Source organism: Massilia aerilata (genome assembly GCF_042656905.1).
GTDB lineage: Bacteria > Pseudomonadota > Gammaproteobacteria > Burkholderiales > Burkholderiaceae_D > Telluria > Telluria aerilata.
Map to the genome: position 1 here is coordinate 59843 of NZ_JBHSMZ010000008.1, position 11863 is coordinate 71705.

Genomic DNA, 11863 nt, shown 5'->3' on the forward strand with positions numbered 1-11863 from the left:
ATCCGCTTACTTGCCGAAGTCGACCTTGGGCGCGGTCGAGATCGAACGCTCGTTCTCGACCGTGAACGAAGGCTTGGGCGCGTAGCCGAACATCTTGGCGGTGAGGTTGGTCGGGAAGCTGCGCGCCAACACGTTGTAGTCCTGGACCGCGGCGATGTAGCGCTGGCGCGCCACCGTGATGCGGTTCTCGGTGCCTTCCAGCTGCGATTGCAGGTCGCGGAACTGGGTATCGGCCTTCAGGTTTGGATACGCCTCCGACACCGCCATCAGGCGCGACAGCGCGCTCGACAGCTCGCCCTGGACCTGCTGGAACTTCTGGAAGGCTTCCGGGTTATTCAGGACTTCCGGCGTGATCTGGAAGCTGGTCGCGGCGGCGCGCGCACGGGTGACGGCTTCCAGGGTTTCGCGTTCGTGGGTGGCATAGCCCTTGACGACATTGACCAGGTTCGGGATCAGGTCGGCGCGGCGCTGGTACTGGTTGACCACTTCGCCCCAGGCGGCCTTGGTCGCCTCGTCCTTGGCCTGGAACTGGTTGTAGCCGCAGCCGGACAGCAGGGCGCTGGCCAGGACCGCGGACAGCAGCAGGGCGGCCCAGCGCGTGAACAGGGAAGGCGCCGCAGATGATTTCTTCATGATGAAGTCCGTCGCGAGTTGTCGAATAACTAAAAATATACCTGAATTGGCCGTGCGGCGGCGTCCGGCCGAAACGTCGGGCGGCCGGACCGTACGCCGGGGCGGCCGGGGCTGGTTTTTGCGCGGTACAATAGAGGGTTTGCAACAAGTGACCAAGGGCCTGCCATGAACTTCATCGACAAGCTGAACGCCGCCTGGCGCAGCAACGATTCCCTGCTGTGCGTGGGACTCGACCCGGACATCGAGCGCTTCCCCGCGCACCTGCGCGATCACCCGGAAGGCATCGCCGAATTCTGCAAGGCCATCATCGATGCGACCGCCGACCTGGCCTGTTCCTTCAAGCCGCAGATCGCCTACTTCGCGGCGCTGGGCGCGGAAGACCAGCTGCAGACGGTCTGCGACTACCTGAAACAGCGCTATCCGCACATCCCGCTGATCCTGGACGCCAAGCGCGGCGACATCGGCGCCACCGCGCGCCAGTACGCGCGCGAAGCCTTCGACCGCTACGGCGCGGACGCCGTCACCGTCAACCCCTACATGGGCTTCGATTCGGTGGAACCCTATATGGCGTGGGCCGACCGCGGCGTGATCGTGCTGTGCCGCACTTCGAACGCGGGCGGCTCGGACCTGCAGTTCCTCGACGTCGGCGGGCGCCCGCTGTACCAGCATGTGGCGCAACTGGTGGCCGAGAAGTGGAACAGGAACGGCCAGTGCGCGCTGGTGGTCGGCGCCACCTTCCCGGAAGAACTAGCCCAGGTCCGCGCCATCGTCGGCGACATGCCGCTGCTGGTGCCGGGCATCGGCGCCCAGGGCGGCGACATTGCGGCGACCGTGCGCTCGGGCCGTACGGTGAACGGCGCCGGGATGATGATCAATTCCTCGCGCGCGATTTTGTACGCGCAGCCGCAGGGGGATGAGGATTTCGCCGCCGCGGCAAGGCGGGTGGCGATGGAGACGCGCGACGCGATCAACCAGCACCGCGCGTAATCGGTAGGGCGGGCACCCCGTGCCCGCGTTCACAATCAATACCGTTGTGGCGCAATCGACTCCGCATAATCGTACAACGCGCCGAGAATCTGTTCGGCCCGCTCATCCGCCGTCTCCGACAAGGCATCGATCTCGGCAAACAACTGGTCGATCGTCCTCGCTCCGCCAGCGCCCTCGAACAGCCGCGCCGCGCGGTGCGCTTCCCAGCTTTCCACTTCCTGCTCATGCAAGGTATGCGGGAAGTTGCGGCAGCGGTAGCGGAACAGGATCTCGGACAGCCGCTCGTCCTCGAAGCTCGGCTGCCGGTCCACCAGGCGGGCAGGGGGCTCGGCCCGCAGCGATTCCAGCTGGCGCCGGTCGCCCTGCGAGACGAAGCCGTTGTACAGGCCCTCGTCGACGTCGGTATCGGCGCCGGAGCCGCCGTCGCGCTGGAACACCTTCTGCCACACCGCGCTCATGTCCGGCCCATCGGCCGCGATGCGCGCATGCGCCATGCACTGCTCGATATCGAGCTGCCATTTCGCCGCCAGCTTCGGGTCCAGCGTGCGCAGGTTCCCGACCAGCATCGGCGATTTATTCAGGTGCACGCTCTTGATCGGCAGGCGGGATACCCCTTCCGGCATCTCGGCGGCGCGCGTGAACAGGCGCTCGCGGATCGTCTCCACGCTCAGGGCGAACAGCTCGGACGGGTCGTGGCGGCAGTCCCAGACCAGCACCTCGTTCTTGTTGGTCGGGTGCGAGGCCAGGGGATAGACCAGGCCCAGGCAGCCGCGTTCGGCCGGGAACATGCCGGACACGTGCAGGAAGGGCTTGCGCTGGCCGCGCTCCAGGTGCAGGCCCATTTCGCTGGCCACCTTGTCCTTGCGGCGCAGCTCCAGGCAGAAATCGAACAGCTTGGGCTGCTTGCTGCGGATCAGGCGCGCCATCGCGATGGTCGCACGCACGTCGGACAGCGCGTCGTGCGCGGCCTCGTGCACCAGGCCGTTGGCGCGGGTCAGGTCCTCCAGGCGGAAGCTGGGCTTGCCGTCCGGCCGCATCGGCCAGTGGATGCCGTCCGGGCGCAGTGCATAGGTCATGCGCACCACGTCCAGCAGGTCCCAGCGGCCGCAGCCGTTCTGCCATTCGCGCGCATACGGGTCGATCATGTTGCGCCAGAAGAGGAAGCGGGTGACTTCGTCGTCGAAGCGGATGGTGTTGTAGCCGACCCCGATGGTGCCCGGCTCGCTGAACACTTCGCACACGCGTTTCGCGAACTCGTGCTCCGGCACGCCGTGCTCCAGGCAGTGCTGGGGGGTGATGCCGGTGATCAGGCAGGCCTGCGGATCCGGCAGATAGTCGGGCGCCGGCTGGCAGTAGAGCATGACCGGCTCGCCGATCTCGTTCAGCTCGGCGTCCGTGCGGATTGCGGCGAACTGGGCCGGGCGATCGCGACGCGGCACCGCGCCGAAGGTTTCGTAGTCGTGCCAGAGAAAGGTGTGGTTGCTCACGGAGAGGCTGCTCAAGAATTACGATGGGCCATTCTAACTTGCCGCTCCAACCATGCCCAGCCCGGCCGCAAGCGGTGAAACGGAACCTTCACACGTGAATGCGGTCCCGTCCGGCCTCCTTGGCGCGGTACAGGGCGGCATCGGCGGCCTCGACCAGGCTGCGTTCGTCCTGCTCCGCCCCCAGGCTGGCCACGCCGAAGGAACCCGTCAAGTGGGGCAGGGCGATGCGCATGTCGTCGAACACGACCGCCTCGCGCATCCGTGCGCACAGGCGCTCGGCCACCATCACGGCCAGCGTGCGGTTGGTGTTCGGCAGGATCGCCATCAGTTCCTCGCCGCCATAGCGCACCGCAAAGTCCGAGGGACGCAGGGCGCTGCGGATCACGGCGGCCGCGGTGGCGAGCGCCGTGTCGCCGGCCATGTGGCCGTGGGTGTCGTTGAAGCGCTTGAAGTGGTCGAGATCGATCATCACAAGCGACAACGGGCTACGGTCCATGCGGCTTCGCGCCACCAGCTTGGGCAGCATGTCGTTCAGCCAGGCGCGGTTGTAGAGGCCGGTCAGGCCGTCGTTCATCGACAGCTGGCGGTAGAACTCGCCCAGCTTCTGGCGCCGCCGCAGCAGGGCATTGGCGGCGCGGATGCGGAAGGACAGCAGGCGCAGCAGGTTGCGGGCGACGCCGTTGCCTTCGTCGATCAGGCGCCAGACCAGGGCCGGCTCGATTACCAGCAGCTCGCTGTCGTCCAGCGCCGTGATGGCGTCCAGGTTGGCCGCATCGTCCAGCACCGACTGCTCGCCCACGCTCTCGCCGGGCAGGACGCGCTGGATCTCGCCTTCGCCGGCGGCCGTCGCCGGCTGCACGCCGAGCGAGCCGGACAGCACGACGTAGAGGCGTGCGCGCAGGCCGTCCTCGACCGGTTCGCCCTTCGCCACCTTCACCACCGGGCAGGCGGCCAGCAGCGCCGCCACGGCCGGGGTGTCGGCGTCGCGGAACAGCTCCAGCTCGCGGATGGTGTAGCGGGACGCGCCGAAGGCGCCGATGATCTTCAATGCAACCCCAGGTAGATGACGAATATTGACGAGCTCGAAATCATACCGCATTGCAACTTCTAATCGTCACTTGGCGTCCGATAAACAACAGTGTGTTTCAATAGCGGCCATGAATACAGAGATAACTTTCACCGACGCGCTCGGCCAGCGCCACGCACCGGCCCCGGACGCCCGCATCGTCTGCCTGGTGCCCTCGATTACCGAACTGCTGTGCGAACTGGGCCTGGCCGATCGGCTGGTCGGACGCACCGGCTTCTGCATCCACCCGCGGGAGCTGGTGGCCGCCATCCCCAAGGTGGGCGGCACCAAGGACGTCAACATCGACAAGATCCGCAAGCTGGCGCCGACCCACGTGGTGGTCAACATCGACGAGAACGAGAAGCCGACCGTCGACCGCCTGGCCGAGTTCGTGCCGCACGTGGTGGTCACGCACCCGAACGCGCCGCGCGACAACCTGGATCTGGCGCGCCTGATGGGCGGGATCTTCGGCGCGGGGGACGCGGCCGAACGCTGGTGCGCCGAATTCGAGAAGGAATACGCCGCCCTGAAAGCGCTGCCGCCGGGGCCGCCAAGGACGGTCCTGTACTGCATCTGGCAGGACCCGTGGATGATGGTGTCGGGCGAGACCTATATCGCCAGTATGCTGGCCGAGCTGGGCTGGCAGGTGCCGCAACTGGGGACGGGGGAGCGCTATCCGCGTTTCGACTGGTCGCAGGCGCTGGTGGACGGGCTGGATGTGGTGCTGTTGTCGACCGAGCCCTACCGCTTCACGGAAGAACATGCCGACGCGCTGGAAAAGCAGCTCGGGATTCCGGTATTCCTGGTCGATGGGGAAATGATGTCCTGGTACGGCAGCCGCGCCCTCGAAGGCCTGCGCTATCTGCGCAGGCTGAGGGCAATGATGGAAACTTACTGATTATCGGTCAGACCCTTGAAGGACTCGGCAGGGATCTCGTCGTCGTCGACGTCGGCGATGGCGCCAACCGGCATCGGTTCGCGTTTGGCCTTGTCGTTCAGGCGGCCTAGGGCGCTGTCCAGAGCGCGCTTGAGCTTGCTGGCGGCGCCCGAAATCGACAGGTGCAGGTTCTCGGCGTGGGCATGCACGACCACCGCGTCGTAGCCGGCCACGCGCGCTTCCATCATGCAGTAATTGTCGCCGTCCGCATGTTTCTGGCCGTTCTGGTTGCTCAGGTGGACGTCCACGCGGCGGACTTGCTCGAAACGGCCGACGCTGGATTCGACGGCTTCGCGCACGCGTTCGTCGAGGCCCTGGTGGCGGTCGATGGTGTTGTCGGTATTAACGTTGATTTCCATAAATCGCTCCAATAGTTGACACTGTTGAAACGATCTTACACCGTCCGGCGCATTTCCCGCGTTTCGATTGGCGCCATCAAGTGTTCACCAGGCTGGCGGCGATGTTGATCGACAGGCCGAGGATGGCCAGGTTGAAGAAGAAAGCCAGCACCGACTGGCCCAGCACCAGCTTGCGCATGGGACGCGACATCACCGTCACGTCCGAGGTCTGGACCGCCACCGCGATGGTGAAGGAAAAGTAGAGGAAGTCCCAGTAGTTCGGCTCGAGGCGCGCGCCTTCCTGGTCCTGTTCCGGGAAGCGCAGCGGGCGCCGGTCCTGCGGCGCGCGATAGTACAAATGGGCATAGTGGAAGCAGAACAGCACCCCGACCAGCAGCCAGGAGCCGATCACGGTCAGCGCCGTGAAGGCATAGCGCAGCGCGACCTGGTCGGACGGCATGTGGTCCATGCGGGTCAGCTCGGAGACGATGGCGTACAGGCTCAGCACCGCGCCGGCGACCAGGGTGAACAGCACCGTGCCGGCGTTCTCGTCCTGCCGGCTCGCGATCTCGCGCACCTTGCGATGGTCGGCGCGCGACATCAGCCAGGCCATGCCGAACAAATAGATCCAGACCCCGGCATTCCAGCCGATCAGGGCGCGCTGCTGCCAGAGATGCGAATCCGGCCAGGCCAGGCCGACCACCGCGCCGAATGCGATGGCCAGCGTCAGGTGCGGGCGCGAACGGATGAAGTGGTGCAGCAGAAGTTTGTCCATCATCCCGCCTTCCGCGCGGCTTCCTCGGCCTCGTGGTGCGGGAAGCGGTCCATGCGTGAGAGCACCGGGAACAGCTTCATCCAGGCGCCGGTGACCACCAGGGTGGCGGCGCCGCCGAGCAGGATCGCGCGCACCAGGCCGAACCAGCTGGCGGTAAGGCCCGATTCGAACTCGCCCAGTTCATTCGAGGCGCCGATGAAGACGGAATTCACGGCGCTGACGCGGCCGCGGATCTCGTCCGGGGTCTCGTACTGTACCAGCAGGTGGCGCACGTAGACGCTGACCATGTCGCCGGCACCCAGCAGGAACAGGGCGGCCAGCGCGATGGCGAAGCTGCCGGTCAGGCCCATCGTCACCGTGGCCAGGCCGAACAGCGCGACGCCGCCGAACATCCAGGCCCCGACCTTGCGGCGGATCGGGAAGAAGGCCAGCAGGATCGAGCACAGCGCGGCGCCGGCGCCGGGCGCGGTCCGCAGCAGGCCCAGGCCGGTGGGGCCGGCCGCCAGCACGTCGTGCGCATAGGCGGGCAGCAAGGCGGTCGCGCCGCCGAACAGCACCGCGAACAGGTCCAGCGAGATCGCGCCCAGCACGATCGGGCGCGACCACACGAAGCGCAGGCCCTCCAGCAGCGTGTGCCAGCTGACCGGGGCCTTGTTCATGACCTGTGGCGCGCTTTTCGTGGCGGCCATCAGCAGCACCGACAGCGCCAGCAGCACGCTCGATACCGTGTAGACGACGTTCGGCCCGAACACATACAGCAGGCCGCCCAGCACCGGGCCGGCGATCACCGCCACGTGAAAGGTCGAGGAGCTGAGCGCCACCGCCTGCGAGAAGTCCTCGATCGGCACGAGGTTGCGCAGCACGGCCTGCGAGGCCGGCATCATGAAGGCGCGCGCGCTGCCATACAGGACCAGGATCGCGAACACCGGCCACACGACATGGCTGCCGGACAGGGTGAAGCCCACCAGCAGCAGGCTGCACAGCAGCTGGGTGCACATGCACAGCAGGATGATGGTGCGGCGGTTGTGGGTGTCGGCCACGTGGCCGGCCCACAGGATCAGGGCCAGGAAGGGCGCGAACTGCGCCAGGCCGATCAGGCCGAGGTCGAACAGGCTTTGGGTGATCTGGTAGACCTGCCAGCCGACCGCCACGCTCTGCATCTGGACGGCCAGGGTGCCCAGGAAGCGGGCGGAAAGATAAAACGAGAGATTACGGTTGCGCAGGACGCCTAGGCTGCCCGTGGGGGAATTCAGTGACATGAGATGGAAAGAGGGTGCTGGCAGGGATGCCAACGCTCATTGTGCCTGATGTCGGATGAGTGTGCAGTCAATACGGTCGAACGCTGGGCACTGGACGCTCGCACGTCGTTCCCGCGCAGGCGGGAACCCAAGTTGGTCGCGCTAAGGCAACGCCTGCAAACTTGGGTCCCCGCCTTCGCGGGGACGACGAGTTAACTCGCGGGGACGACGCGTTAACTCGTGGGGACGACGCGTTAACTACTTCTTGAATCGGACAGCAAACTTGTCGTCCGGCTTATCCATCTTGAAAAAAGGCTGCTCCCGCGGATCCGACGCCACGTGCAGGTAGTCGCCGCGCCCGTCGACCTTGAAGCCGGCCGCGGTGACTTCCTCGACCAGGGTCTCCTCGTCGATGCGGTGCAGGGTCTTGGTGGCGGACAGGCCCGCCCCCTTCTTGGCCGCGTTGTCGACGATGACGAGCAGCCCGCCCGGCTTCAGGGCTTCGTACAGGCGCTTGTTCATCGCCGCGCGGTCGGCGGGGGTGTTGGCGATGTCGTGGTAGGACATGTTGATGGTGATGAGGTCCAGCGGCGGCGTGCCTTTCGGGACCGGGTCGTTGAAGTCCGCCACCACCGCGTGCAGGTTGGGCAGGGTCGCATTGCCCACGCGTTCCTGCAGCTTGGCGTTCGGCTTCGCGTTCTGGGCCCACACTTCGCCTTTCGGTCCCACCGCCGCGGTCAGCAGGGCCGCGGTGGCGCCGCCGCCCGACGAGACGTCGAGCGCCTTCATGCCGGGCTTGACCTGGGCGAAGGACAGGAACTCGGCCGGCTTGCGCTTGGCGTCGTCCTTGTGGTCGTCGGCGGTGCGGATCGGGCTGGCGACCGCGGCCTGGTAGCTGGAGGCGTTTGCCTGCCCGGCGGCATGGGCGGGCAGGCCGGCCAGCAGGGCGGCGGAGATGGCGGAGAAGACGAGGGCGGAACGGAGCGAAGTACGCATGGAGTAGCCTTTCATCGAATGAGAAAGCAATCAGGACTGCGCGAGGTCGGCCTCCGTCGTGAATGCGTCCGCGTAGAATTCCTCGGCCGGCAAGCCGCACTGCGCCACGTAGTCGGATCTGGCCGAATCGACCATCACCGGCGCACCGCAAGCATACACCTGGTAGCCCGACAGATCGGGGATATCCTGCATCACCGCGGCGTGCACGTAACCTGCACGGCCGGTCCACGCATCTTCCGGCAGCGCGTCCGAGATCACCGGCACGTAGCGGAAGTGCGGCAGCTCGCGCGCCCACTGTTCGCACAGCGCGTGCATGTACAGGTCCTGCGGGCGGCGGCCGCCCCAGTACAGGTGGACCGGGCGTTCGGACTTCAGGTGCATCATGTGCTCGACCAGGGCCTTGACCGGCGCGAAGCCGGTGCCCGAGGCCAGCAGGACGATCGGCTTGTTCGATTCTTCGCGCAGGAAGAAGGTGCCGAGCGGGCCTTCGAAGCGCAGGATGTCGCGCTCCTTCATGGTCGAGAACACGTGGTCGGTGAACAGGCCGCCCGGCAGATGGCGGATATGCAGTTCCAGCGGGCCGCTGAACGAGGGCGCATTGGCGATGCTGTAGGCGCGGCGCTTGCCGTCTTTCAGCAGGAACTCGACGTACTGGCCGGCGCGGTAGGCCAGGGCCTCGTTGGCCGGCAGCTGCAGGCTGAGGATGGCGACGTCGGGCGCGGCGCGGCGGATGCCGGTCACGCGGGTCGGCATCTTGCGCACCGGGTAGTCGGTGCTGCCGCCCACTTCGCGGGCCTCGATCGTGACGTCGCCTTCGGGCACGGCGCAGCACATCAGCGCGTAGCCCTGCAGCTTTTCCTGCTCGGACAGGGCGCGCGGCTGGTGCGGCTTGTGGTGGATCGTGCCTTCGACGACCTTGCCCTTGCAGGAGCCGCAGGCGCCGTTCTTGCAGCCGTAGGGCAGTCCGATGCCCGAGCGGATCGCCGCCGCGAGCACGGTTTCGTCCTGCTCGCATTCGTAATGGTGGCCGCTGGGCTGAACGGTAATCTGGAACGTCATACAATCCTCGGAATGAATACTCAAAATAAGATCAGATTCGATAAGCCGCGCCTGCTGATCGTCGGCTGCGGCGATGTCGGCATGCGCCTGCTGCCGCTCGTGGCGAAGCGCTTCCGCGTGTTCGCCGTCACCAGCCAGCCGGCGCGTTGCGCGGAGCTGCGGGCGGCGGGCGCGGTCCCCATCGTGGCCGACCTCGACCGGCCGGCCAGCTTGACACGCCTGGCGCGGCTGGCGCCACGTGTGGTGCACCTGGCGCCGCCGCCGCGGCAGGGCGCACTGGACCTGCGCACGCGAAATTTGACCGCCATTCTACCCGAGGGCACCCATGTCGTTTATATCAGCACATCCGGTGTCTACGGCGACCGCAAAGGCGCCCTGATCGACGAGACCGCGCCGCGCGCCGCGCGCAACGCCCGCGCGCAGCGCAGGGTCGACGCCGAGCAGGTGCTGCGCGCCTGGGCCGTCGGCGCCGGCGGCAAGGTATCGATCCTGCGCGCGCCCGGCATCTATGCGAAGGACCGCCTGCCGCTCGAACGCCTGCGCCAGGGCACGCCGGCGCTGGCGCCGCAGGACGACGTCTACACGAATCACATCCACGCCGACGACCTGGCCCGGCTTGCATTGCTGGCGCTATTCCGTGCGCGCCCGGGCCGCGCCTACAACGCCAGCGACGACACGCACATGAAGATGGGCGAGTACTTCGACCTGGTGGCCGACGCCTTCGGGCTGCCGCGCCCGCCGCGCCTGGCGCGCGCCGATCTGGAACAGGTGGTGTCGCCCATGCTGCTGTCCTTCATGTCGGAGTCGCGCCGGCTCGACAACCGCCGCCTCAAGCGCGAGCTGCGCGCCGGCCTGCGTTATCCGCGGGTCGAGCAGGCGGTGGCGGACATGGCGAAATAAGGCGGTCTTAAGCAAAAGATAATGGGTCCGTGTATCATTCGGGGTTGCTGCTCTGCGGCCATATAAATACTACAAATACCCCAAAACTAGCTTATTTTTCACGATCCCACGAGGGAAGTGAAGAATATCCCACGGACTGTCATTTTCGAAGGAAGACCATGCCTATTAGAAGGATACCGGCAGGTGGCGTCTACGACCCCAACCGGGTTCTCGACGCCATCATCACCAAACTCAGGCTGAAGAACGATGCCGCGCTGTCGCGCGTGCTGGAAGTCGCGCCGCCGGTGATCAGCAAGATCCGCCACAACACGCTGCCGATCGGCGCCACCATCTTGCTGCGCATGCACGAGGTGTCCGATTACAGCATCCGCGAATTGCGCGCGCTGATGGTGCGTGCGGATGCGGATGCGGGCCTGGGTCTGGGCCTGGCCTGAACGGCCAAAAAAAATCCGTCCCGGCGAGGGGACGGACCAGGGATACGCCTGCCGGCGCTTGCTTCAGGCTGCGAGCGCTTCTCGGGCTTCGCGGCGTGTGGCCGTGCTGATCGCCGCGCCGCAGTAGGCGGTCGAGGCCTTCACGGCAGCGCCGCAGTACGCGCTTGCCGCCTTGACCGCCGCGCCGCAGTAAGCGACGTCGGTCCTGGTCGCCGCTCCGCAGTAGGCGGTCCGGGCCTTGATGGCCGCTCCGCAATAGGCGGTCGCCGCTTTCACTGCGGCGCCGCAATAGGCCGTCTCTGCCTTCACAGCCGCACCGCAGTAGGCCGTCTGCGCCTTGACCGCAGCGCCGCAGTAGGCGGTTTCGGCTTTTACGGCCGCGCCGCAGTAGGCCGTTTCGGCCTTCACCGCGGCGCCGCAGTAGGCCGTTTCGGCTTTCACAGCAGCGCCGCAGTAAGCGGCAGCCTGGCCGGCGACGTCCGCGCGCAGTGCCGGATAGGTGTCGCCGAAGGTCCGCTCATACAGCTCGCGCATGCGCTCGCCGCTGTCGACACGCACCTGCTCGTCGGCTTCCCCACCCAGGCCGACGTAGGGATAGTGATGCAGGAAGTAGCCGAAAGCCTTTTCGCAGTCGGTGGCGTATTTCATGGTGTCGAGAATGTGGTAGTGCCAGAAGGTGTCGACGTCGGCCAGCGGGGCCGTATCTTCATGAGGATACTTTTTCATGAGGCACAAGAAACGGCGGTATTCCTTTTCAACGGCATTGGCCTGTTCCAGGCTCCAGCCTTCACCGGATTCGACATGCATGAGCTTTACCTTGATCGGTTCCAGATCGAGTTCCATTACTGCTTTGAATTGGTCGTTCGCATTCATGGCCATCCTCATTTTTCGAATGATTTTATGGAATTGCAGTTCCTAGTTTCGGTTGTCGACGTGCTGAATGGGTGAGCCCTCTCTTTCTGCTGTCAGCCAGCAAATGGGATGCTTGTCCTTGAGCTGCGTTGCAGGAATTC

The 11863-nt window shown here is 66.0% G+C and carries 13 protein-coding genes; 4 read left to right on the forward strand and 9 right to left on the reverse strand.

Annotated features, from left to right (window positions below):
* Positions 1–6: 6 nt before the first annotated feature.
* Entirely contained in the window at positions 7–633 is a 627-nt protein-coding gene (locus ACFPO9_RS12830) for a LemA family protein (RefSeq protein ID WP_379771326.1), read from the reverse strand.
* Between the two features lie 165 nt (positions 634–798).
* Between ACFPO9_RS12830 and pyrF the strand changes: the two genes are divergently transcribed.
* On the forward strand, positions 799–1620 hold the full coding sequence (gene pyrF, locus ACFPO9_RS12835; RefSeq protein ID WP_379771329.1) for an orotidine-5'-phosphate decarboxylase: 822 nt from the start codon (positions 799–801) through the stop codon (positions 1618–1620).
* 35 nt (positions 1621–1655) lie between these two features.
* Here the strand turns inward: pyrF and sbcB are convergent, their stop codons facing one another.
* Positions 1656–3107: an exodeoxyribonuclease I gene (sbcB, locus tag ACFPO9_RS12840; protein ID WP_379771331.1), complete on the reverse strand. Its 1452-nt coding sequence runs from the start codon at positions 3105–3107 to the stop codon at positions 1656–1658.
* A gap of 88 nt (positions 3108–3195) precedes the next feature.
* The gene (locus ACFPO9_RS12845; RefSeq protein WP_379771684.1) at positions 3196–4155 is read right to left on the reverse strand and encodes a GGDEF domain-containing protein; all 960 of its coding nucleotides are present in this window, start codon (positions 4153–4155) and stop codon (positions 3196–3198) included.
* A gap of 109 nt (positions 4156–4264) precedes the next feature.
* Here ACFPO9_RS12845 and ACFPO9_RS12850 point away from each other — a divergent pair, with 109 nt between their 5' ends.
* Positions 4265–5071, forward strand: coding sequence for a helical backbone metal receptor (locus tag ACFPO9_RS12850; RefSeq protein ID WP_379771333.1), 807 nt, complete (start codon positions 4265–4267; stop codon positions 5069–5071).
* On the opposite strand, the gene ACFPO9_RS12855 is transcribed toward ACFPO9_RS12850, so the two are convergent.
* From ACFPO9_RS12855 to ACFPO9_RS12875, 5 genes are all read right to left on the reverse strand, one after another.
* Positions 5065–5469: an HPF/RaiA family ribosome-associated protein gene (locus tag ACFPO9_RS12855; RefSeq protein ID WP_379771335.1), complete on the reverse strand. Its 405-nt coding sequence runs from the start codon at positions 5467–5469 to the stop codon at positions 5065–5067. The two genes, ACFPO9_RS12850 and ACFPO9_RS12855, sit on opposite strands and share 7 nt — an antisense overlap.
* A gap of 76 nt (positions 5470–5545) precedes the next feature.
* Complete coding sequence (locus ACFPO9_RS12860) at positions 5546–6226, reverse strand: DUF1345 domain-containing protein (protein ID WP_379771338.1); 681 nt, start codon at positions 6224–6226, stop codon at positions 5546–5548.
* Entirely contained in the window at positions 6223–7482 is a 1260-nt protein-coding gene (locus ACFPO9_RS12865; protein ID WP_379771340.1) for an MFS transporter, read from the reverse strand. The genes ACFPO9_RS12860 and ACFPO9_RS12865 overlap by 4 nt, the downstream gene beginning before the upstream one ends.
* A gap of 237 nt (positions 7483–7719) precedes the next feature.
* Complete coding sequence (locus ACFPO9_RS12870) at positions 7720–8457, reverse strand: methyltransferase domain-containing protein (protein WP_379771341.1); 738 nt, start codon at positions 8455–8457, stop codon at positions 7720–7722.
* Positions 8458–8487: 30 nt separating this feature from the next.
* Positions 8488–9516 (reverse strand): CDP-6-deoxy-delta-3,4-glucoseen reductase, encoded by a 1029-nt coding sequence (locus ACFPO9_RS12875; RefSeq protein ID WP_379771343.1) that lies wholly within the window; start codon positions 9514–9516, stop codon positions 8488–8490.
* 12 nt (positions 9517–9528) lie between these two features.
* Here ACFPO9_RS12875 and ACFPO9_RS12880 point away from each other — a divergent pair, with 12 nt between their 5' ends.
* On the forward strand, positions 9529–10416 hold the full coding sequence (locus ACFPO9_RS12880) for an NAD-dependent epimerase/dehydratase family protein (protein ID WP_379771345.1): 888 nt from the start codon (positions 9529–9531) through the stop codon (positions 10414–10416).
* A gap of 158 nt (positions 10417–10574) precedes the next feature.
* The gene (locus tag ACFPO9_RS12885; RefSeq protein WP_379771347.1) at positions 10575–10850 is read left to right on the forward strand and encodes a hypothetical protein; all 276 of its coding nucleotides are present in this window, start codon (positions 10575–10577) and stop codon (positions 10848–10850) included.
* Between the two features lie 63 nt (positions 10851–10913).
* On the opposite strand, the gene ACFPO9_RS12890 is transcribed toward ACFPO9_RS12885, so the two are convergent.
* Positions 10914–11723, reverse strand: coding sequence for a glycine-rich domain-containing protein (locus tag ACFPO9_RS12890; protein ID WP_379771349.1), 810 nt, complete (start codon positions 11721–11723; stop codon positions 10914–10916).
* Between the last annotated feature and the right edge of the window lie 140 nt (positions 11724–11863).

What these genes read in the sequence shown, in the direction of transcription:
- ACFPO9_RS12830 (WP_379771326.1), bottom strand. Translation starts at nt 633, where the DNA reads ATGAAGAAATCATCTGCGGCGCCTTCCCTGTTCACGCGCTGGGCCGCC.
- pyrF (WP_379771329.1), top strand. Translation starts at nt 799, where the DNA reads ATGAACTTCATCGACAAGCTGAACGCCGCCTGGCGCAGCAACGATTCC.
- ACFPO9_RS12850 (WP_379771333.1), top strand. Translation starts at nt 4,265, where the DNA reads ATGAATACAGAGATAACTTTCACCGACGCGCTCGGCCAGCGCCACGCA.
- ACFPO9_RS12855 (WP_379771335.1), bottom strand. Translation starts at nt 5,469, where the DNA reads ATGGAAATCAACGTTAATACCGACAACACCATCGACCGCCACCAGGGC.
- ACFPO9_RS12860 (WP_379771338.1), bottom strand. Translation starts at nt 6,226, where the DNA reads ATGATGGACAAACTTCTGCTGCACCACTTCATCCGTTCGCGCCCGCAC.
- ACFPO9_RS12865 (WP_379771340.1), bottom strand. Translation starts at nt 7,482, where the DNA reads ATGTCACTGAATTCCCCCACGGGCAGCCTAGGCGTCCTGCGCAACCGT.
- ACFPO9_RS12870 (WP_379771341.1), bottom strand. Translation starts at nt 8,457, where the DNA reads ATGCGTACTTCGCTCCGTTCCGCCCTCGTCTTCTCCGCCATCTCCGCC.
- ACFPO9_RS12875 (WP_379771343.1), bottom strand. Translation starts at nt 9,516, where the DNA reads ATGACGTTCCAGATTACCGTTCAGCCCAGCGGCCACCATTACGAATGC.
- ACFPO9_RS12880 (WP_379771345.1), top strand. Translation starts at nt 9,529, where the DNA reads ATGAATACTCAAAATAAGATCAGATTCGATAAGCCGCGCCTGCTGATC.
- ACFPO9_RS12885 (WP_379771347.1), top strand. Translation starts at nt 10,575, where the DNA reads ATGCCTATTAGAAGGATACCGGCAGGTGGCGTCTACGACCCCAACCGG.
- ACFPO9_RS12890 (WP_379771349.1), bottom strand. Translation starts at nt 11,723, where the DNA reads ATGAATGCGAACGACCAATTCAAAGCAGTAATGGAACTCGATCTGGAA.